This is a genomic window from Brumimicrobium oceani, from assembly GCF_003143775.1.
Classification (GTDB): Bacteria; Bacteroidota; Bacteroidia; order Flavobacteriales_D; family Crocinitomicaceae; genus Brumimicrobium; species Brumimicrobium oceani.
In genome coordinates this window covers 176012-196462 of sequence record NZ_QFRJ01000005.1, presented here as the reverse complement: position 1 = coordinate 196462, position 20451 = coordinate 176012, and the positions used below count along the sequence as shown (strand labels likewise).

Below are 20451 nucleotides of genomic sequence, written 5' to 3'. Positions count from 1 at the left end.
CTATTATTCTTTAAAATATTCCAAAGTCAGGCGTTTTATCTTCATTTGTTTCCCCTGACTTATTATTACAATTATACATTGAGTTTTCATAACCAAAAGGCTCTTCAAACGGCTCGGTTGAAATATGAATGTTCGGATCTTTGTATACCCCTTGCATCATATATCCATAAATAGGCAAAGCCATACGCGCTCCTTGTCCCCATTCCATTGAACGGAAACGAACAGCCATATCCTCTGCTCCTACCCATACTCCTGTTACTAAATCAGGTGTTAAGCCCATAAACCAACCATCCGAGTTATTTTGAGTTGTTCCTGTTTTACCTGCAGTGGGTTGTGTTATTCCACCCCAATCCCCTCTCCAAGTTCCTCTCAAACTTGCACCAGTTCCTTGCGTTACCACTTTCTGCATCATCATCAGTGTTGCATAAGCCAACTCTTCCGACATTGCCTCTCTGGCAATTGGTTGATGTTCGTAAATTACATTTCCATTCCTGTCTTCAATTCTAATTATCGAAGTGGGTTCTGTATAAATTCCTCCATTTACAAAAGCAGATTGAGCACCTACCATTTCCAATAAAGACAAGTCCATTACCCCAAGACACATTGCTGGAACAATATCTTCTTTTCTCAAATTAATGTTCAGGTTACTCATCAATTTCGCTACCGCTCTTGGGCCTGCAACACCACCCATTTTAGACATTACCGCCACCGTGATATTGTTCATAGAGTTGGCTAATCCTTTTTCAAAAGAAACCGGTTCTCCTTTCATTTTCGAACCTGAGTTTTTTGGACACCATTGCGTCATGTCTTCTGGACGTGAGCCTGTTTGCACATCTACGCAATAAGAAATATTTGGCGTTGTTTCACATGGTGTAAGCACGCCAAACTGCATTCCAGCCGAATAAATAAAGGGTTTAATTGTAGAACCTACCTGACGTTTTCCTTGAGCTACATGATCATAAGCAAAATGGTTAATATCTGGACCACCAACCCATGCCTTTATAAATCCTGTTTGTGGTTCAATAGAAACCAGACCGGCACGCATGATGTTTTTATAGTAACGAATAGAATCATTTGGAGTTAAAACAGTGTCTATATCGCCATCCCAAGAGAACACTTTCATGGGTACTTTTTTATCGAAACTCGCAATAGCTTCTTCCACAGAAATGTCTCTTCGTCGCATACTTCTGTACCTTGTTGATCTCTTTCGGGCACTATTCATCAAAGATTCTATGGTATTGTCCTTAATGTCATAAGCAAAAGGATACTTATCCGTTCTTTGGTTATTCTTCGTAAAAGGCTCCTGAATATTTTTCTTCAAGTGCTTTTTTAATGCTAATTCGGCATGCTTTTGAATATCCGCATTTATGGTCGTATAAATTTTTAGTCCGTCATCATAAATATTGTAGCGATCACCGTTTGGTTTTTGATATTTATACTCGTCCTCCTCATTTTTTTCATTAAGAATATCGGTGATTTTCCCCCTTAAGGATTCTCTAAAGTAAGGCGCCAATCCTTCCTTGTGATCTACAGTTTGATAATCTGTAACGATGGGCAATTGTTTTAAACTATCGTACTCTTCTTTTGAAATAGTAGTCGTTAATGCTGGATTTTCTTTCTTAGAATTTAGGTACCACTGGTGAAGCACCACATTTCTACGGCTAATGGCACGCAAAGAATCACTTTCTCTCTCTGCTTTCTTGTCGGCTTGTGTTACTTGGTCTTTAGAAATATTCAATCGCGCAGAAAGTCTTCCGGAATAGTCTTTCACAGTAAAACCATAAGGATTATAAAGTCCAGGGTTTTTACACATTCCCACAAGAATTGCAGCTTCGTCTTTACTCAACTCTGATGCTTTTTTATTAAAATAAACCCTAGATGCGCTTGAAATTCCCACCGCGTTTTCAAGAAAATCAAACTGATTAAGATACATTGTTATAATTTCCTTCTTTGTATATCTTCGTTCTAAACGCAACGCAATAACGTTTTCTTTGACCTTCTCATATAGCCTCCTTTCGATGCCGCTCATTTTCTCAACTCGCTGCTCTTCGTCAGTTTTCCCTAAACCCTCTTGTTGGGCAGCTCTTCTTTCATCTCTTTCCTTTAGAGTAAAAATCAACTTCGCCAATTGTTGAGAAATAGTTGATGCCCCACCAGCTTCACCCATATTTGCAATGGCGCGTCCAACGGCTTTGGCATCAATTCCTGAATGGTCTTCAAATCTTTCGTCCTCTGTTGCGATTAGTGCTGAAATTACATAAGGTGAAATTTCATTGTAAGGCACACTCGTTCGATTAATGGTCCAATATTTCCCTAACTCCGTCATTCCATCATCGGCAAAAACAGTAGTTGCCAAAAGTTCTTCCTGATTCTCTAACATAGAAACAGAAGGCAAGGTGTCGCTATCTGTCTGAACATAACGCAAATAAAGGATAAAAAAGAAAGGTGTTAATCCAACAATCCAGAACAGGAAAATTAAGGACTTAGCTATTGGTTTTTTAAAGTGGGCACTGCCTTTTTTTGCTTTTGATTCTTTTTTTGACATCAGGAATTTTTATGAAAAGATAAATTTAATCATAATTGCGACATTGAAATAATGAAGAGGATAGAATTATAGTTTTTTGGTGATTTGGTGAGTCGTGAATTCGTTTTTGAGTATCCAAAAATTCAAATCGGAGATACAGCGCAGGGACGATTTGTAAACTTAGTGAACCGATCTCATGACCAAAGGGAGTAATCGTTCGATCCATTAAAAATGCAATTCGGAGATTCAAAAAAAAATCACACCAAAAAAAATCGCCTCATTTTCACGAGGCGATTTTCTTCAATTCTATAGAAAATTATTTTTTCTTCTTTTTAGCTTCTTTAATGAAGTTCTCAATAGCCATAGACATAGACGGCATTTGCGGTTGAGGCGCATGAATGTCCAGTCTCAGGTTGTTGTCTATTACAGCTTTTGCCGTTGTTGGTCCAAAGGCTGCAATCAATGTGTCATTCTGTTTGAAATCAGGGAAGTTCTTTAATAGAGACTCTATTCCTGATGGTGAAAAGAACACCAAAACATCATACTGCACACTTTCTAAATCAGACAAATCAGAGGCCACTGTTCTGTATAAAACAACTTTAGAATAATTGATTTTCTCTCTATCTAAAGCCATTGGAATACTGTCCCTTAAAATATCAGAGCACGGCAATAAAAACTTCTCTTTTTTATGCTTTTTTATTGAATCCATTAAGTCTTCAATATTTGTTTTCCCATGAAAAATCTTTCTTTTTCTGTAGGTAACATACTTTTGTAAATAATAAGCCACAGCTTCGGAAATACAAAAATATTTCATCGCCGTTGGAACCTCAAATCTACAGTCCTCAGCCATGCGGAAGTAATGATCAACAGCTGTTTTTGAAGTTAAAACTACAGCGGAATGATCTGAAAAATTCACCTTTTGATTTCTAAACTCAGTTTTGTCCACCCCTTCTACGTGAATAAAAGGTCTGAAGTCGACTTGAAGTTTATAATTCTCGGCAAGTGCGAGATACGGATTCTTATTTGTTTCCGGTTCTGGCTGTGATACTAAAATCGTTCGAATACTCAAAATTTAGCAGTACTTTAGTTCATAAATATTATACGAATTACCCAATGAAAACAGGCGATACAAGCAGATATCCCACTACTATCGGCCAGATTTCCAAGCCGCAAAGGTACAAAATTATGTAATACCACAATGCTTTATTGCGAATAGCGAGCAAGAATCCTCTTACTAAACGTATGAAATAAAACAAAGTAAGCACGGAAGCCAAGGACACCAACATGTACTCAGACAATTGTGGATTCAAAATCCAAATAAATAATATTGGAATAAGTGCAATTCCCGAAATATGGGCGGTAAAATTTAACAAAAGAATATTATCCTTCACATATTTAAATTCGCCAGACAAAGAACCAACAAAGAACAAGGAAGAAAGCTGAAACAAATAAATCAACGACGGCAAAGCGATTAACCAATATTCGTTGATTTCGAGGTAGCTAAGCAACATAAAAGCAGCAATTCCTGAAACCACAAAATAGTTTAATAACAACACCCAATTTCCCAGGCCTAAAAAACTCAAATTTTCTCGTGCATTGGGAAGTGAGGAAGGTGCTTTAAAAAATGTACTGCTCATTTGGGAGAAGACCATTTCCTTTTGAAATTTCAATACAGAAAGCATAGTAATTGTGAACAGTAAAGCGTAAACCACCCAATGCGGAAACAATTCTTCACGTAAGGACAACTCCATTTCTTCCATTTAACAACTTTTAAAGACTACTATTTGACAGCTTGGAAAAGCATTAGAATCAAAACCAATTCTGTTCACGACTGAGCTCTGCTCAATAAAACCGCAATGATATAAATGCGCCAATATGTTCACAAAATTACAAAAATATAAGATGCACTGTTTCTCTTCCGTTTATTATATAGAAAATGAGATTAAATGGTTAAATTTGTCTTCGAATTAAAAAGTAAAAAATGAAGTCAGATTTATATACACACCCGGATTACTATGCAATGGATGATTTATTGTCAGATGAGCATAAATTAATTCGTGATACAGCAAGGGATTGGGTAAAGAAAGAAGTTTCTCCAATTATTGATGAACATTATGAAAACGCTACTTTCCCAATGCACATTTTGAGTGGATTAGGAGAAATTGGAGCGTTTGGACCATATATTCCAGAAGAATACGGTGGACCAGGATTAGACCAAATTTCTTATGGTTTAATTATGCAAGAATTAGAGCGTTGTGATAGTGGATTAAGATCTACAGCATCTGTTCAGAGTTCTTTGGTAATGTATCCAATTTGGAAGTACGGATCAGAGGAACAAAAGCAAAAATTTCTACCAAAACTAGCTTCTGGAGAAATGATGGGTTGTTTTGGTCTAACAGAGCCAGATTATGGTTCTGATCCAGGAGGAATGGTTTCCAACTTTAAAGACATGGGAGACCATTATCTATTAAACGGAGCCAAAATGTGGATTTCTAACGCACCTTTTGCTGATGTTGCCGTAGTTTGGGCAAAAAATGAAGAAGGAAGAATCCATGGTCTGCTTGTAGAAAGAGGAATGGAAGGTTTTTCAACGCCAGAAATGCATGGAAAATTATCTTTACGCGCTTCTGCAACTGGAGAATTAATTTTTGAAAATGTAAAAGTCCCTAAAGAGAACTTACTTCCTGGAAGAAGTGGATTGGGAGCACCTTTATCTTGTTTAGATTCTGCTCGTTTTGGAATTGCTTGGGGTGCTTTGGGTGCTGCAATGGATTGTTATGATCAAGCATTGCGTTACTCAAAAGAAAGAACTCAATTCAATGTTCCAATCGGAGCTTTCCAATTAATGCAAAAGAAATTGGCTGAAATGATTACTGAAATCACAAAAGCTCAATTGCTAACTTTCCGTTTGGGTCAATTAAGAAACGAAGGAAAGGCAACTTCTGCACAAATTTCTATGGCCAAACGTAACAACGTTGAAATCGCATTGAACATTGCAAGAGAAGCAAGACAAATGCACGGTGGAATGGGAATCACTTCTGAATATTCAATGATGCGTCATATGGCGAACCTTGAATCTGTGGTAACTTACGAAGGAACACACGACATTCACTTGTTGATTACAGGAATGGATGTTACAGGAATCCCTGCTTTTACGCGCGAGATGCCAGAAAAAAAATAATATTTTAAAAAGAAAAATTTAAATCTTGCGTTATGCTCGACTTTAAAAGTTTCTAATCAAAATTATAGGTATTACTTTCAAAGGAGTGGAACAATTGTTTCACTCCTTTTTTGTTTGGTTCTACCCTGATTTTATTGGTTTATTGTAAATAGTACGCCGTATCTAAAATGGAGTTCCAAGAGCCTTGATTGATCTTTTTGTTTGCGCCGTAATGGAACGCGGATGACACGGCTGCAAGCAACGCAGATGATCGCAGATTTAAAAAAAATATGACTAAAAAAGTTTTTAAGGTTTAGTCTCAAAGGCACGTGATATTTCACTGAATTCGTGATAGAACCTTTCGTTTTTGATTTGGTAAGGATTTAGTTAATTCAATATTAAAAACAAAAAATTCATTTCTTATTGCATTTTATGAAGTATAATACTATTTTTGCCAACGCTTTGAAGGAAATCTCAAGGCATTTAGGTAAAAATAACCGGTCCTATAACTCAGCTGGTTAGAGTATCTGACTCATAATCAGAAAGTCCCTGGTTCGAGCCCAGGTGGGACCACGTTAATAAAAGAAGACTTTACTTATCAGTAAGGTCTTTTTTTTTGATAAAACTTTATGGGCAAGAAGTTTATATTGAGCTTGTCGAAATAAGCCCAGGTGGGACCACGTATCAGAGAAGAGTGAAGAGAGTGAGTGCTGAGGCGTTCACTCTTTTTTTATGCGGTAAAGTCAATCTCTTTGTTTATTGCCCTTGCTCAATACTGTTTTTGTTCACTTTTTTTTTGTGGTGAAATTTTGGGCGAGAAGGTTATATTGAGCTAGCTTTGAAGCCGGGAACGAGCTAAAATCTTGCACCAGCGGCGGATGTGCTTACTCCTTTTTTTTGGAAATTTAATTTAGCCTAAAGAAAAAGGGACTCTTGGAGATGGGAAGGAGTTGCAGCCTCCTATCCTAGTCAACAAAACTCAAATCACTCACCTAAAGCCTTCAAACCTACTAAATCACCATATTGTATTATTAGAAGCAGGCAATTTTTATTTATACGGGCATAAAACCGTATATTACGCGTTTTGATATTTCTAAAAATTAAATTCTATCATTTTGCCTATGCTTCTCAAAAAAACATTCATACTGTTCTCACTTGCATTCTTCGTGATATTTAGTGGCAGCAGCAAGCCTATTTTTGCTCAGGAACAGCTAACAGCGTTTGACAGCGTATATATGGAAATTGTTACAAATGTTAGGAACATAGATATCGATAGAGCAATTGAAATGACAGATTCCTTATATAAAAACGCTAAGAATGATCAACAAAAAATTAAGAGTGCGCTCTTACTGGCCTTGTGTTACGAAGAAAAGGGGGAAATAACAGATGCAATTTATTGGGCAACACAATCAGAAAAGAAAGCTATTCAAAAGAAAGATTATGAATTTCAGGTGCGTGCTTCTGGGTATTTAGCTACTTTATATAGAAGGGTTGACTTAACTAGACAAGCAGAGGAGCATATTAAAAATGCGGAAATAGCAAATGCACAGCGGAAATCTAAAGCTAACTATTACGCCATTCAAAGTATTATTCATCATGAAAAAGCATTCCATGAAAGTGATGAAGGAAACTTCGAAGAAGCTTTTAATGAATTAGAAAAATCTGAAGCTTATTTAAAGAAAATGGGGGATAATCCTCAAAACAATTTTGCTTTAGCTAGTGTATATGAGTCTTTTGCGGCGTACTATATGGAGCTTAAAGATTATGAGAAAGCAAAAGAAAAAGCTAATAGAGCAATAGAATTAGCCCAAAACCAAAGCCCTGAACTCATTGGTTTAATTGAAAATCATCTTGGTGCTATTGAATTGCATTATAAAAACTATGACCAAGCAATTGAACACCTTGAAAAAGCGGAGAAGTTTGCTGATCAATCTCAAAAACTATCAGTTCAATTTGTAGTCTATAAAAACTTAGCAAAATACTTCAAGGCCATCGAAGACTTTGAGAAAACGGTTCACTACAATGAAAAAGTCAGTCAAGTTCATGCAAAGCGCACAGCAAACAACAAACAAATATCGAATGAATTGATGTCTAAACTACATCACAAGGCGGACCAAGAAAAAAGAAGTAATCAAATCTTAATTTTGCTATCCATATTTTTAATCTTGAGCTTAATAGATATTGTAGTCATTGCCAGGGTCTCTATCAAACGAAAAAACAGAAAATATAAGCAATTAATAGAGCGATTTGAAGACGCTATGAACAAGAAGTCGACTCAAGAAGATGCTATAAAATCACAGGAAACAAAGGAGGGGAAATCAAAATCAATAATGACTCCTGAAACAGAAGAACGTTTATTGGAGGAATTGGAAAAACTGGAGAAAGAGAAATTCTTCATTAATAAAGAAGTTACCCTATCCACATTAACCTCGGATTTAAACAGCAATAACCGATATGTGTCTTACATTATAAAAACGCATAAAAAGAATGATTTCAAGAACTACATCAACGAATTGAGGGTGTATTTTGTTATTCAGTTATTGCGAGATCAACCTGAATATTTAGATTACAAACTCGCATATATTGCTGAGAAATCAGGCTTTTCATCACATAGCCAATTCACACAAGTTTTTAAAAAGGTTTCTTCATTAACACCATCTGAGTTTATTTCAGAAGTAAGAAAAGAGAATAAAAAGTCAAATTTGAAATAGTTTGCATTTCAGTGTTGTGATTATTCTTGATGTCATATTTGAATAATCAATATGAATTTAGGGCTTGATTTTAACCAAAAAAAGCAAAACTTTCATCTTGCTTTTTAATTACTCCCCATCAAAATCGGGCAAAGTTTATTACGTTTTTTTACTCCAAAATAAAATTAATCTTCACGATTTTAGTTGAGCGTACAAACTCTCCATTTTTTGAACCTGGCTTCCATTTTGGCGATGCTTTTATCACGCGGATTGCCTCTTTTTGGAGGGCGCTTGAAAGTGATTTGTTTTTCACTTCAACATCTGTAATCGTTCCGTCTATTTCTACTACAAAACTCACATAGGCCGTTCCCGATTCATTAAACCTTATACTTTCTTCAGGGTATTTTACCGTATTTCTGAGGTAGCTCAACCAATTGCCTTGAAACTCTGCATCAAAATCTGGATAATCTACTATCGCTGCTTCGGGCGCCTCTCCCATATCAACACTAAAATTACCTGAGCTTACTGACTGTAAATGTTGCGTGGTAACTGCTAGCTTCTGTTTCTTATTTGTATTCTTCACCTTTTTCAGCTTATTCAATAAATCAGTCGAAAATATAGGAGTAGACGGTTCTGTTTTCGGTTTACTGTTGTTTTCCTTTAGAATCTCAACCTTTGGTAAAGGCTCTTTTTCAACGATCAGTATAGGAATATCAGCTGTTCTTTCCACAACTTCTTTCTTCTCTTTTAGATAGACAGGAGTTTTGTAGGAGAAAGCCATTAATGTTGCTGACCCAACAATAAATAAACCCAATTGGAAAAATATTTTTCTGCTAGATTCTAGTTCGAGTTTAGGATTCTTTTTCTTCATCATAATCTTTTGTTTAATAGTGAACTGAAGAATAACCAAGTTCTGTACCATTTCTCAAACCGATGCTTTCAAAGGCTTTTAGAAACTTTTATAAATTAAAACATCAAAGAAAAATCTTGACAAATGCATCATAATTCAGCAACAGATTTCCCATCCTTTGATTATGTCAGTAATCCTATTCATAATTTTTGCTTATGGTATTCATGAAATATATAAATGAAAATATATGAATTAGTATACTTTACTTTGCAGAGCATTAAAAACAATTGAAATATGAATTTGAGTTTACTTTCACTATTTGCGCTTCTCGCACCATTGTCCTTCGTCCTGATTTCCATCTGGTCGAAATTTCAGCAAAATTCTTCTGTCGCACCCATAAAAAAAGGAATTATGGCGGCGGCTTTCTTCAATATTCTCCTCTCGCTATTTTTTGCCATCTTGGTCATGCAATATGGATTATTGGAAAGTAGCAAATTTGAAATATTGGGCTTAGGAATTTCCCTCCGATTGGATGCTCTAAGCATCATTATGTTTGTTATGATCGCTTTACTGGCTTTTATTGTTGTTAAGTTTAGCTGCAACTATCTGGACGGTGACGAAAGACAAGGTATTTTCATGGGCAGACTAGCGGCTGCAATTGCCTCAGTTCAGCTATTGGTTATCTCTGGAAATTTAGCCATTTTATTCATTGCTTGGGTGGGCACAAGTCTGGCACTTCATCGCTTATTGGTTTTTTATCCCAATCGGCCAAGGGCTATTATTGCTGCACGTAAAAAGTTCATCGTGGCAAGGGCTGGAGATATTTCATTGTTGGCAGGATTCATCGTGCTTTACTCTGCTTTTGGAACAGGAAATTTAGAAATCATATTCCAACGCATCATTGAAGAGGGGCTTTCTAATTATCACATAGAAGCAGCCGCCATGTTCATTGTTTTGGCCGCCATTTTAAAATCTGCTCAATTCCCTACTCATGGATGGTTAATTGAAGTTATGGAAACACCAACTCCAGTTTCTGCCTTATTGCATGCTGGTCTGTTAAACGCCGGACCTTTCCTCATTGCAAGAATGGCATTTGTAATGGACGGAGCAAGTTACGCACCTGTTATTCTGGTCGCTGTTGGAGGTTTTACTGCATTGTTTGCCTCATTGGTTTTCATCACTCAAGCTTCCATCAAAACTTCGCTTGGTTACTCTAGTGTGGCACACATGGGATTCAGTTTAATGATGTGTGGCTTGGGTGTATACGCAGCGGCAATGCTTCATTTGGTAGCTCACTCCTTCTACAAGGCGCATTCATTCCTCTCTTCTGGTAGTGTTATTGATCTTGTGCGCACTTCAAAAATTGCGCTCCCAAAGCGACTTGGTAGCCCATTCAGAATCATAGTTAGTTTTCTTTTGGCCTTAACCATTTTCATTGCTATTGCTTTCCTTTGGGGAATAGATCCCCTCGCAAAGTTTGGAATGTTTGCTATCGGCAGCATCATCGTTATGGGACTAACAACCATAATTGCTCCCGCTTTAGACTCTGACGGACCATTCAAAGGAATAGTAAAAACCCTTATTTTGGCGGCATCTGTTGCATTTTCTTTTTTCTTTTTGGAAGCAGGAGCACACTTTTTACTGCATTCACAAATTCCAGCCCTAAAACCACCTACATTCATCCTACTTGTACTCATGGGCTTAATTCTCTTGAGTTACTCGGCTGTGATCATCATTCAAATTATAAGCCCTACGGCAGCTTCCAATACTTTTTGGTGGAAAATGGGCGTGCATTTAAGAAATGGCTGCTATGTTAATTCTCTTTTTGATCGCCTAGTAAGGTCACTTTATCACATACCCGCTAAAGACACCATCAGCGGCTTTAAAGATACACCGCAAACAAGTTCAAAATAAACGGAAACCTAAAAACTAAAAAAGATGACTACAATAAACATTTCACCATTATTAAAAACGGATACAAAATCGGTGCTAAGCGAAAAGCTAAAGCTTACCAGCAAAAAAATAGCACCTGTTTGGCCGCTCGAAAATTTCGTAGCCGTAAATCCGTACATGGGACTAGCAGAAATGCGCTTCGAAAGAGCAGCTAATTTACTTTCCAAAATAGCCGGAATTGAAATGACCCTGCCCATTCAATACTACTTAGACGAAATTGAAAAAGGTAAAATAACACAAGAGGACATCAACGCTGTTCGACAAAGAAAGGGCTTGGAGAAAGTTCAAGATTTTCAGCGCTTTTTAGCCGAGTTAAGAAGGGAAATTGACAACAAATTTCAATATCCTGAATTGCAAACTGTGAGCGATGTTAAATCCGCTTTATCACAAAAAGATTGGAACAGATTTGTGCTCGACAGAATTTCTATCTGGGCAGGCGCATATTTCGATAAAGGTCAAGCAATTTGGAACACAAGCCAAAACAAGGAATCACTTTTCGCCGCATGGAAAGCCGATGCCTCTGTTGATAGAACACCAAAAGTGATGGGATTGAGCGGGTTTAATAAATGGGTGAAAGAACTACCTGATCAACCAATCGAAGCGGCACAATATGCATTGGACCAATTAAAAATCCCTGAGGATTGCGTTAACCTTTACCTCCACTGTCTTTTATTAAGAATAGGTGGTTGGTCCGCTTTTTCAGCAAGAATAGATTTTGAAAATGAATTGTATGGCAAAGAAGGGGGGAATGTTGTAGATTTTCTCTGTATCCTTTTGTGTTGGGAAGCAGGAATGTTAAGCTGTTCGAAAAGACCTAAAATGCCAGAAAAATGGGCTAATGCACTCAAAATATTACAAGAATTAAGAAAAACGGAAGAATCTACGGATAAATTAAAACAGAAATTACTGCTTCAAGACGCTTTTGATTATTCGGCACAACGCAGGTTAATTCAGCAGTTTGAAACGAAACAAGAAAATTCAAAAAAGCGGACAACTCCAACAACAGTAAAAGCCATCTTTTGTATCGATGTACGTTCGGAGCTCTACAGAAGAAACTTAGAAATGGTTGCACCCTCAGTTGAAACACTAGGATTTGCAGGCTTCTTTGCTTTTCCAATTAAATACTACCCTGTGGGCCACAACCAAGGAAATGCACAATGTCCTGTTCTTCTGCCCACTGGTCCGGTTATAAAAGAAGAAATGCCCAATGAATCTACCCAAAAGCAGGCTGAAAAAAGCAGAAGCCTAAAACGACAGGTAGACCACGCCTGGAAAAACTTCAAATCTGGAGCAATCTCCTGTTTTAGCTTTGTGAGCCCTGTAGGTTTAGCCTATCTACCAAAGCTTTTTACTGATTCTTACGGAATGACCAGACCTATTCCACATCCCAGTAATAAAGGACTAAGCAAAGCGCAGCAATCCAATAAACGCATCAGCTTATCAGTAGGTCAACACATGGGTCAAGCAACTGGAATTCCTATTGAAGGCCAGATTAAAATGGCAAAAAATGCGCTCAAGGCCATGTCTTTAACTGAAGACTTTTCACGATTAATTTTAATGGTTGGTCACGGTTCTTCTACCGTTAACAATCCCCATGGAACTGGTTTAGATTGTGGTGCTTGTGCTGGTCAGACAGGTGAGGCAAATGCAAAAGTGGCCGCTGCTGTTCTAAATAACGACCAAGTTAGGGAAGCCCTTGCAGAAGAGGGGATAATTATTCCCGAAAGCACAGTTTTCGTCGCTGCACAACACGACACTACAACGGACGAAATGGAGTTATTCAACCAGGATTTAATTCCCCAAAGTCATTCAAAAGACATAAAAGAATTGAAACAATGGTTGAAAGAAGCAGGACATTATTCAAGAATGGAAAGGGCGAAAAGAATGAATGTTGCCCAGAACAAAGATACCGACCAACAAATAATTAAGCGCAGTAAAGACTGGGCACAAGTTCGCCCTGAATGGGGGCTAGCCGGTTGTTCAAGCTTTGTTGTTGCTCCAAGATACAGAACCGAAGGCTTAGATTTTGGCGGTCGCTCATTTCTACATTCTTACGAATGGAAAAAAGATAAAGGCTTCGGCGTATTAGAACTTATTATGACAGCGCCCATGGTTGTAACCAGCTGGATCAACCTACAATACTACGCCTCCACTGTTGACAATAAAAATTATGGATCAGGAAATAAAACATTGCACAACATTGTAGGAGGAGTTGGTGTGCTGGAAGGTTATGCAGGAGATTTAAGAACAGGGCTGCCTTGGCAATCTGTTCATGATGGTGAAAAATTCCAAAACGAACCATTGAAATTAAATGTCATAATTGAAGCACCAATTGAGGAAATGAACAAGGTTTTAGCCAAACACAATTCAGTTAAGCAGCTCTGCGACAACAACTGGATTCATCTACTCGCCATGAACAATAAAGGGAAAATTTCTCATCGCTACACAGGAGATTTGAAATGGGAAAGCATTGCATAAATTATTAATCATAAAACAAGATATGAAAAAGACAAATGAGAACAAATTATTTTTAATCTGTCCAGACTGTTTTTTAGAAAACAGAATTCAACATAATTTTCCGGGACAATCCTACTTTGCCACCGCATTAGGAGCAGTATTCGCTCCCATAAAATTTGGATATGCCGAAAGTATAAACGGAATAATAAACAGAGAGAACATCAAAGAAGTCTATGTTGTAAATGACACTTCTTGCCGATTCATTAATGCCATAATTCAAGGGGAAGAAGGCTTTAATACCAAAGAAGAGAAGATTTTGAATGACGTGTTTTATGAAAATTCTGTAGCTATTTTGAAACATGAAAATATAAAAGACCGAGCAATGGAGCTGCTCCAATTGAATTTAACAAAACAAGTTAAAGAATTGAGAAAAACAGACCTCATTGGATCGAAGTTTCAAGCTGGCGTTCTCACGATTGAAGGATTAATTTATGACAGAAAGACCTTAAGCTTCGAAATGCTACACATAAAAGACAATTCCCATGAACCATCCATGTAGTCCTGCAAACAGATACTTTAAGGGCCGTAAACTTGCCATAGCCACCAAACACGAAAAAGAAAAAGTGATTGGTTCACTTATGAAAGAGAAACTTGGAGTATCTTTTGAAGTCCCCGCGTTAATCGACACCGATATTTTCGGTACTTTTTCAGGAGAAACAACAAGGAATGATGATCCTATCACTACGGCACGAAAGAAGTGTGAATTAGCAATGCAGTTAACAAATACCGATTTGGCCATTGCCAGTGAAGGTTCTTTCGGTACTCACCCTCACTTGTTTTTCGCCAGTGCCGATGACGAAATCATAGTGTTAATGGACAAAAAGAACAAACTTGAAATTACAGCACGAGAACTAAGTACATCTACAAATTTTGATGGACAAACGATTTGTACAGAAAAACAACTCATACAATTTGCAGAAAAAGCCTTGTTTCCATCTCACGGTTTAATCCTAAAGAGATCGGAACAAGACCATAGCCTCGTGCTCAAGGATTTTACAAATTTAGATCATCTTCGAAAAGAATTTAAGCTATTGCTCTCCCACCGTGGTTCTGTATTCATAGAAACCGATATGCGTGCGATGATGAACCCCACACGCATGAAAGTTATTGAGAAAGCTACACAAAAACTAATTGAGAAAATACAATCGTGTTGCCCTGAATGTCACACACCTGGTTTCTCCGTCACTCAGTCAAAAGCGGGTTTACCGTGTGACTTGTGCGGTTTTCCAACACCATCTACACTTTACCATTTACTTAGCTGTGCAAAATGTGATTTCAAAAGAAAAGTGCTCTTCCCTCATAAAAAAGAAAAAGAGGAAGCCATGTTTTGTGAACATTGTAATCCTTAAAAGCTAAGCAGTAATTTTAGAAGTTATCTGCCACAATACTGTCTTTTTCCTTTTCGATATACTCCAAAAAAGCGGTGGCTACTGGTGAGAGTTTCTTGGCGCTTAGCCAAACTAAATTCCAATTAGATATAATCGGAAGTCCTTCGAAGGGAATGATTTCTAGTTCCCCATTCTTCAATTCGTTTTTAATTCCAATTAGCGGCATAATCGAATAACCCAAGCCGGCAATAACAGCTTGTTTCACTGCCTCATTTGATGTTAATTCAAGTTTTTTATGTGTAGGTAAATTCTTAGACTTAATAAATCCTTCCATAGCTGCTCTCGTAGCAGAACCTTCTTCACGATAAATTAATGAAGAATCTTCAAAAATATGTTCACCCGATTTTTCTTTCAAGGCTTTAGAACTTCCTATCAAATAAAGTTCGTTCTGGAGTAATTGAACTCCATCCGTTGCAAGCTGATCTGGCACAACAGACATCAGAGAGAAATCGACCTCGTTCTTTTCCAAACTTTTCACCACCTGCGATTTATTGGTAACATCCATTAATAAATCTACACCTTTATGTTGTCGCATAAATCCAGATAAAAAGTAAGGCATGACGTATTTCCCCGTTGAAGCAATCGAAAGCTTTAAGCGGCCCGCCAATTGGTTTTGATAAATCATGGTTTTGTAATTGATGGCCTCTACTTCACTGAGTATTTTCTCCGCCGCCTTGGCTATTTCCTCTCCAAAATCGGTAACGTAAAGCTGTCTCCCCACAATTTCTGTGAGTGGTACAGAAAATTGGTCTTGAAACTTTTTTAATTGAATGGAAACAGCGGGCTGTGTTAAAAACAATTCCTCCGAAGCTTTTGTAACACTTTTAAGCTGAACTATTTTTAAGAAAATCTTGAGTTGGTGAAGCGTATATTGCATAAACCTATATTTATGGATTTGATTTCAAATATAAATAATTGATAATTAAAAATTGGTAGTTGACAATTATAAGATTGAGGAAGTATTTGAATTTCTGAATTCAAGGAATGAAGGATTGGATCACCCGTTTAAATCAAAAAATACAACTAGCTATTTGCATTGGAAGGAACAATTATTTATGGACTCTAAAAAATTTTGTGTGGGTGATTGTATTTGTTCTTTCTAAAGATATACGTTGACTATATATTTAACGAACTTCAATATATATATCTCATAAACAACTTTTTTACTCACCCGACAAAACTTACTGAAAACGTTCATTTCCAACGGAATGACATAGCAATAGGGCTAAACACTGGTCCACCCAATAAACCTTGCAAACCATTTCAAAACCCCACAAAAGATAGGATTGGAATACAATTAAAAATTGAAAGAAGAATTAAAGATTCAAAAATTAAAAATAGAACAAAAAAGTGGAGAAATCGATAGCAAGATGACCATCATTTTCTCCACTTTGTATTCACTAAAGATTATTTATCAAATTCAGTAAGCAACAGTTTTGGTATTTGGCTCTTTATAGGAAAAACAAGCTCAATTTCTAAAAATCAAAAATTCAACACCAATAAACGAATTGTCATACCATTGGGGAATAAATTATCAACTACAAACCACTGCTCGCGTTAATAATTAATCCTTAAAGGTTAACAATTATAAACTACTGATCTAATAATTTAAAACCTTTACCATGAATATTCATGATTTCGATTTTTTCGTCTGCCTTTAATATCTTTCTCAATTTAGCAATATACACATCCATACTACGGCCATTGAAATAGTTATCATCTCCCCAGATAGCACGCAGCGCAGCCTGTCTATCTAAAATCTGGTTTTTATTTTTGGCCAGCAATTTTAACAATTGACTTTCTTTGGTAGTTAATTTATTTTCTTCTCCATCAATTGTAATGACTCTTGTCATTGGGTCAAAAACAAATCTTCCAATGTTGAAAGTATCATCAATAGTTGTCTCTCCGTCATTTGAGCGTTTCAGGATTGCCTCTATTCTTGCGACTAATTCTTCCATACTAAATGGTTTTGTCATGTAATCATCGCCACCAATAGAAAAAGCTTCCAACTTATCTTCTTTCATTGCTTTCGCAGTTAAAAACAAGATTGGAATTTTTTTATCGATGATTCGAATCTCCTTGGCTACAGAAAATCCGTCCATTTCTGGCATCATCACATCCAAAATAACAAAGTGATAATTTCCATCGTTGAATTTTTCAAGTGCCTGCTTTCCATCTCTGGCTAAGTCTACTTCATATCCTTTTGCTTTAATAAAAGACTCCAACAACATTCCTAAATTATTGTCATCTTCGCTCAATAAAATTTTTACTTTATCACTCATCCTCTTTAGATTTATTAATTGTTAAAACAAAGGTAGAACCTTCGCCAAATTTACTCTTCACACTTACTTTCCAACCTTGAACATCGGCAATGGCTTTCACATAATTCAGCCCTAAACCATAACCTTTTACATTATGAACATTTCCTGTTGGAACACGATAAAGTTTATCAAAAATTTTATCTAAATGTTCATTTTTAATTCCTATTCCTTTGTCTTGAACTGTTAAACGATATTCGTCGTTAGATATTTTCTCAGTTTTAACAAATATATCAACTTCTTTCTTACTGTATTTAATAGCATTATCTACAAGATTAGAAACCAAATTATTGGTATGCACCTCATCCCCAATAAAAGGCATCAATCCTGGTGCTTGCTCTAATCTAATTCCTCCCACAGGAATTCTAATTTTAGACTTGGCCACAACTCTTGAAACGATTTCATTTAACTCAAGTTCATCCCGTTTCATTTTGATATCGCCGCGGTCTAAAACTGCTGTTTTCAAGATTTGTTCCACTAAGCCTCCCAATCTTTTATTTTCTTCATCAATCATTTTAACGAAGGGTGTAAGACTCGACAAGTCATTTTTCGTCATATCTGAGTCAGACATTGCTTCACAGGCCAAAGAAATTGTGCTAATTGGTGTTTTAAACTCATGGGTCATATTAGAAATAAAATCATTTTTAACCTCGGCCAATCTTCTTTGGTGAAGAATGGTTTTAAACATCACATAAAACGACAGAACAACCAATAAAACCAGTAAAATACTCACCGCTAAAGTCAACCACATTTCATTGAATAACACCGTGTTTTTTCTAGGGAATGCTACATGCAGTGTTAAGTCTTCATCAAAGATATTTCCAGGAAACATACGCACAGCTTTTGTATTAGACGTATCAATACTTAAATTGTAGCGATCTGTGTAAGACGGGAATTCCACCAATTGATCATCTTCATTAAAAATAGCATAATTAAAAGAGGTTTCTAATCCTTCTACTTCAAATGTCTTCGAAATCATAGAATCCAGAAAAGCTAAATTAATGCGTTCAACAGCAGATGTTTCATTGTTGTTCCTGAAAGCAGAAATCATCAATTCATTAATGTATTTGGACTTTTTAAATAAGCTATTTACCACTCTTTTATCTAACTGAAAAGCCAAATCATTACCTTCCGATTCAGGGTCCTCTTTACTTGCTTCTTCTTTAACGTAGGTAGCAAGCTCACTAATATCGCGTGCTAAAACACTGTGTTTTGCTGTAACATGGGTTAAAGAATCGTAGGAATCACCGGTGATCTGAAGGTATTTAACATCTCTTCCATTTTCATAAATCAATGTATCTTTAATAGAAACGGACTCTCTTACTGGAACCAAATTTTGAAACTCCTGCTTTAAGGCTTGTTTATATTGACCACTGAAATCCTTTCCAAAAAAAGAGGTGTACCGCTGTAAATCTGAAGCTTTTTCGTGTCTAATGGCCACCTTGGTCAATACGTTAACCATTTGAGTATCCAACTCTTCAGATTTCTTTTCATAGAGCTGAAAAGCCTGATATAATTGTAGAAAAACCAGTGCTATCAAAGCAGTACTGATCAATATGACGATATGTTTTAGTTGTATTTTTCTCACTTCAGGAATCTAAATTAATTCTAAACCTCTTCCAAGCGTGATGCTTAACCTTTTTTAACATCAAAAAAAACCTTATAAATGACGATATTTCAGCGGATTTTGAATCTGAATTCCCTGTTTGATATCTGTTTAGAATGAAGTGCTCAAATCTATTCCATTGAGTTATTTTAAAGTCAATTCTTTGCATTCAGCAAGATTAATCATCGGTGTTAAAATTAGAAAAATAATTTGAGATGCATAAGTACTATTTTACCCAGAAATATAACGAATTCATTTAGGAAAGGATTCATCAGTCACCCCAAGAGAAGCTCCGCAGATTAAGGAGAGTACTTTTCTCCTTATTTAACGCGATTAAATTCGGTGATAAACCTAACCCTAATTATTCATGAATTTCCTATTACAAAGCCAAGCTGCCTGCTAAATTTGGAAATGCTCGAAATTAAGTCCACACTTTTGCGCCTTCAGAACAATTCTTACAAATATCTATCTGTGAGCGATCTGTGAATACCTGATATCTAAAAGATTGATATTGAGCAGAGCTCCAAATATTTATAAAATCAGTTCTGAGCACATCTCCAAGCACGTGTTGCGCATCTTTGTCGAAACAACAAGGAACAACCTTTCCATCCCACGTTAGAACAGTGGAAGACCACATTCGCCAACAATGATTACTGATTGTGTATTTACTGCGATAAGTCCCATCTTTCATTCGCTTGTAACGCGCATATTTTTCATTCTTGGGCATCAGAGGATTTCCATTTTTGTAATCGTACAACTGAGCGGTTTTAAGCCTTACCTCATCCACACCTAAACTTTTCCCGAGTTTAAAAACATCATCAATTTCATGCTCATTGGCTTTTACAACCAAAAACTGAAATATCAAGTGCGGTGTTTTGCTCTTTGCTTTCTTTTTCGCTTCAATCATGTGCTGTGTTCCTTCGATCACTTTCTCCAGTTTCCCACGTTTTCTGTATTGTTCATAAGTCTCTTGCGTGAGTCCATCAATAGAGATAATCATTCGATCCAAACCTGAGTCAACGATTTCTTCTGCTTTTGATTGCGTAATAAAATGGGCATTTGTAGAGGTCGCCGTATAAATTTTTCGATGGTTAGCTTCCTTAATTAATTCCAAAAATTGTGGATGTAAGAAGGGTTCCCCTTGAAAATAATAATTGATGTAAAAGAGTTGATTCCCCAATTGATCTAACATCAAAATATGCTCATTTAAATCAAGTTTTCCTGTTGCGCGAGTAAATTGTTTTAATCCACTAGGACATTCGGGACATCCCAAGTTGCAGGCTGTTGTGGGTTCTATACTAGCAGCAAAAGGTAAGCCTTTCGATTGAATCTTCTTGAAGTTTTTCGCCAAGAAATAGGAATAGTAAAGTAAAATCAGATTCCATATTCTAGAAAAAGTAATTTTCGCAATAATATTTCTCTGATCGCTCCACATTAGAAACAAA

Annotated in this window: 14 protein-coding genes and 1 tRNA gene; 7 read left to right on the top strand and 8 right to left on the bottom strand. The window is 36.6% G+C overall.

The features are described from left to right. Positions 1 to 10 precede the first annotated feature (10 nt). From DIT68_RS08620 to DIT68_RS08610, 3 genes are all read right to left on the bottom strand, one after another. Positions 11 to 2545 carry a transglycosylase domain-containing protein gene (locus DIT68_RS08620; protein ID WP_109359393.1) on the bottom strand — a complete coding sequence of 845 codons (2535 nt, stop codon included), beginning with the start codon at positions 2543 to 2545 and terminating at the stop codon, positions 11 to 13. Between the two features lie 295 nt (positions 2546 to 2840). Further along, positions 2841 to 3593, bottom strand: coding sequence for a uroporphyrinogen-III synthase (locus DIT68_RS08615; RefSeq protein ID WP_109359392.1), 753 nt, complete (start codon positions 3591 to 3593; stop codon positions 2841 to 2843). 37 nt (positions 3594 to 3630) lie between these two features. Further along, positions 3631 to 4284 carry a DUF4271 domain-containing protein gene (locus DIT68_RS08610; protein ID WP_109359391.1) on the bottom strand — a complete coding sequence of 218 codons (654 nt, stop codon included), beginning with the start codon at positions 4282 to 4284 and terminating at the stop codon, positions 3631 to 3633. A gap of 221 nt (positions 4285 to 4505) precedes the next feature. Here DIT68_RS08610 and DIT68_RS08605 point away from each other — a divergent pair, with 221 nt between their 5' ends. The 3 genes from DIT68_RS08605 (at position 4506) to DIT68_RS08595 (ending at position 8395) form a co-directional block, all read left to right on the top strand. Beyond that, positions 4506 to 5705, top strand: coding sequence for an acyl-CoA dehydrogenase family protein (locus DIT68_RS08605; protein WP_109359390.1), 1200 nt, complete (start codon positions 4506 to 4508; stop codon positions 5703 to 5705). A gap of 478 nt (positions 5706 to 6183) precedes the next feature. Beyond that, positions 6184 to 6257 (top strand) — tRNA-Ile (locus DIT68_RS08600). A gap of 662 nt (positions 6258 to 6919) precedes the next feature. After that, the gene (locus DIT68_RS08595) at positions 6920 to 8395 is read left to right on the top strand and encodes a tetratricopeptide repeat protein (RefSeq protein ID WP_158276148.1); all 1476 of its coding nucleotides are present in this window, start codon (positions 6920 to 6922) and stop codon (positions 8393 to 8395) included. A 148-nt stretch (positions 8396 to 8543) separates the two neighbouring features. Here the strand turns inward: DIT68_RS08595 and DIT68_RS08590 are convergent, their stop codons facing one another. Further along, positions 8544 to 9248, bottom strand: coding sequence for an energy transducer TonB (locus DIT68_RS08590; protein ID WP_158276147.1), 705 nt, complete (start codon positions 9246 to 9248; stop codon positions 8544 to 8546). A 270-nt stretch (positions 9249 to 9518) separates the two neighbouring features. Here DIT68_RS08590 and DIT68_RS08585 point away from each other — a divergent pair, with 270 nt between their 5' ends. Genes DIT68_RS08585 through DIT68_RS08570 form a run of 4 tightly spaced genes read left to right on the top strand, consistent with a single transcriptional unit; the run spans position 9519 to position 15043 of the window. After that, the gene (locus tag DIT68_RS08585; protein ID WP_109359387.1) at positions 9519 to 11138 is read left to right on the top strand and encodes a proton-conducting transporter transmembrane domain-containing protein; all 1620 of its coding nucleotides are present in this window, start codon (positions 9519 to 9521) and stop codon (positions 11136 to 11138) included. Between the two features lie 24 nt (positions 11139 to 11162). Continuing rightward, positions 11163 to 13655, top strand: coding sequence for a YbcC family protein (locus DIT68_RS08580; protein ID WP_109359386.1), 2493 nt, complete (start codon positions 11163 to 11165; stop codon positions 13653 to 13655). Between the two features lie 22 nt (positions 13656 to 13677). Then, positions 13678 to 14193: a carbonic anhydrase gene (locus tag DIT68_RS08575; RefSeq protein ID WP_146194167.1), complete on the top strand. Its 516-nt coding sequence runs from the start codon at positions 13678 to 13680 to the stop codon at positions 14191 to 14193. Further along, positions 14177 to 15043: a DUF6671 family protein gene (locus tag DIT68_RS08570; protein ID WP_109359384.1), complete on the top strand. Its 867-nt coding sequence runs from the start codon at positions 14177 to 14179 to the stop codon at positions 15041 to 15043. Before DIT68_RS08575 ends, DIT68_RS08570 begins: the two co-directional genes overlap by 17 nt. Positions 15044 to 15059: 16 nt before the next feature. On the opposite strand, the gene DIT68_RS08565 is transcribed toward DIT68_RS08570, so the two are convergent. The 4 genes from DIT68_RS08565 to DIT68_RS08540 all read right to left on the bottom strand — a co-directional run bounded on the left by DIT68_RS08565 (position 15060) and on the right by DIT68_RS08540 (position 20441). Further along, the gene (locus DIT68_RS08565; RefSeq protein WP_109359383.1) at positions 15060 to 15959 is read right to left on the bottom strand and encodes a LysR family transcriptional regulator; all 900 of its coding nucleotides are present in this window, start codon (positions 15957 to 15959) and stop codon (positions 15060 to 15062) included. A 715-nt stretch (positions 15960 to 16674) separates the two neighbouring features. Continuing rightward, positions 16675 to 17364: a response regulator transcription factor gene (locus tag DIT68_RS08555; RefSeq protein WP_109359381.1), complete on the bottom strand. Its 690-nt coding sequence runs from the start codon at positions 17362 to 17364 to the stop codon at positions 16675 to 16677. After that, positions 17357 to 18988: a sensor histidine kinase gene (locus tag DIT68_RS08550; RefSeq protein ID WP_109359380.1), complete on the bottom strand. Its 1632-nt coding sequence runs from the start codon at positions 18986 to 18988 to the stop codon at positions 17357 to 17359. The genes DIT68_RS08555 and DIT68_RS08550 overlap by 8 nt, the downstream gene beginning before the upstream one ends. A gap of 439 nt (positions 18989 to 19427) precedes the next feature. After that, a complete protein-coding gene (locus DIT68_RS08540) occupies positions 19428 to 20441 on the bottom strand; it encodes a radical SAM/SPASM domain-containing protein (protein ID WP_109359378.1) in 1014 nt (337 codons plus the stop codon). Positions 20442 to 20451 lie beyond the last annotated feature (10 nt).

What these genes read in the sequence shown, in the direction of transcription:
- DIT68_RS08605 (WP_109359390.1), top strand. Translation starts at nt 4,506, where the DNA reads ATGAAGTCAGATTTATATACACACCCGGATTACTATGCAATGGATGAT.
- DIT68_RS08565 (WP_109359383.1), bottom strand. Translation starts at nt 15,959, where the DNA reads ATGCAATATACGCTTCACCAACTCAAGATTTTCTTAAAAATAGTTCAG.
- DIT68_RS08555 (WP_109359381.1), bottom strand. Translation starts at nt 17,364, where the DNA reads ATGAGTGATAAAGTAAAAATTTTATTGAGCGAAGATGACAATAATTTA.
- DIT68_RS08610 (WP_109359391.1), bottom strand. Translation starts at nt 4,284, where the DNA reads ATGGAAGAAATGGAGTTGTCCTTACGTGAAGAATTGTTTCCGCATTGG.
- DIT68_RS08590 (WP_158276147.1), bottom strand. Translation starts at nt 9,248, where the DNA reads ATGATGAAGAAAAAGAATCCTAAACTCGAACTAGAATCTAGCAGAAAA.
- DIT68_RS08575 (WP_146194167.1), top strand. Translation starts at nt 13,678, where the DNA reads ATGAAAAAGACAAATGAGAACAAATTATTTTTAATCTGTCCAGACTGT.
- DIT68_RS08620 (WP_109359393.1), bottom strand. Translation starts at nt 2,545, where the DNA reads ATGTCAAAAAAAGAATCAAAAGCAAAAAAAGGCAGTGCCCACTTTAAA.
- DIT68_RS08595 (WP_158276148.1), top strand. Translation starts at nt 6,920, where the DNA reads ATGGAAATTGTTACAAATGTTAGGAACATAGATATCGATAGAGCAATT.
- DIT68_RS08570 (WP_109359384.1), top strand. Translation starts at nt 14,177, where the DNA reads ATGAACCATCCATGTAGTCCTGCAAACAGATACTTTAAGGGCCGTAAA.
- DIT68_RS08580 (WP_109359386.1), top strand. Translation starts at nt 11,163, where the DNA reads ATGACTACAATAAACATTTCACCATTATTAAAAACGGATACAAAATCG.
- DIT68_RS08540 (WP_109359378.1), bottom strand. Translation starts at nt 20,441, where the DNA reads ATGTGGAGCGATCAGAGAAATATTATTGCGAAAATTACTTTTTCTAGA.
- DIT68_RS08585 (WP_109359387.1), top strand. Translation starts at nt 9,519, where the DNA reads ATGAATTTGAGTTTACTTTCACTATTTGCGCTTCTCGCACCATTGTCC.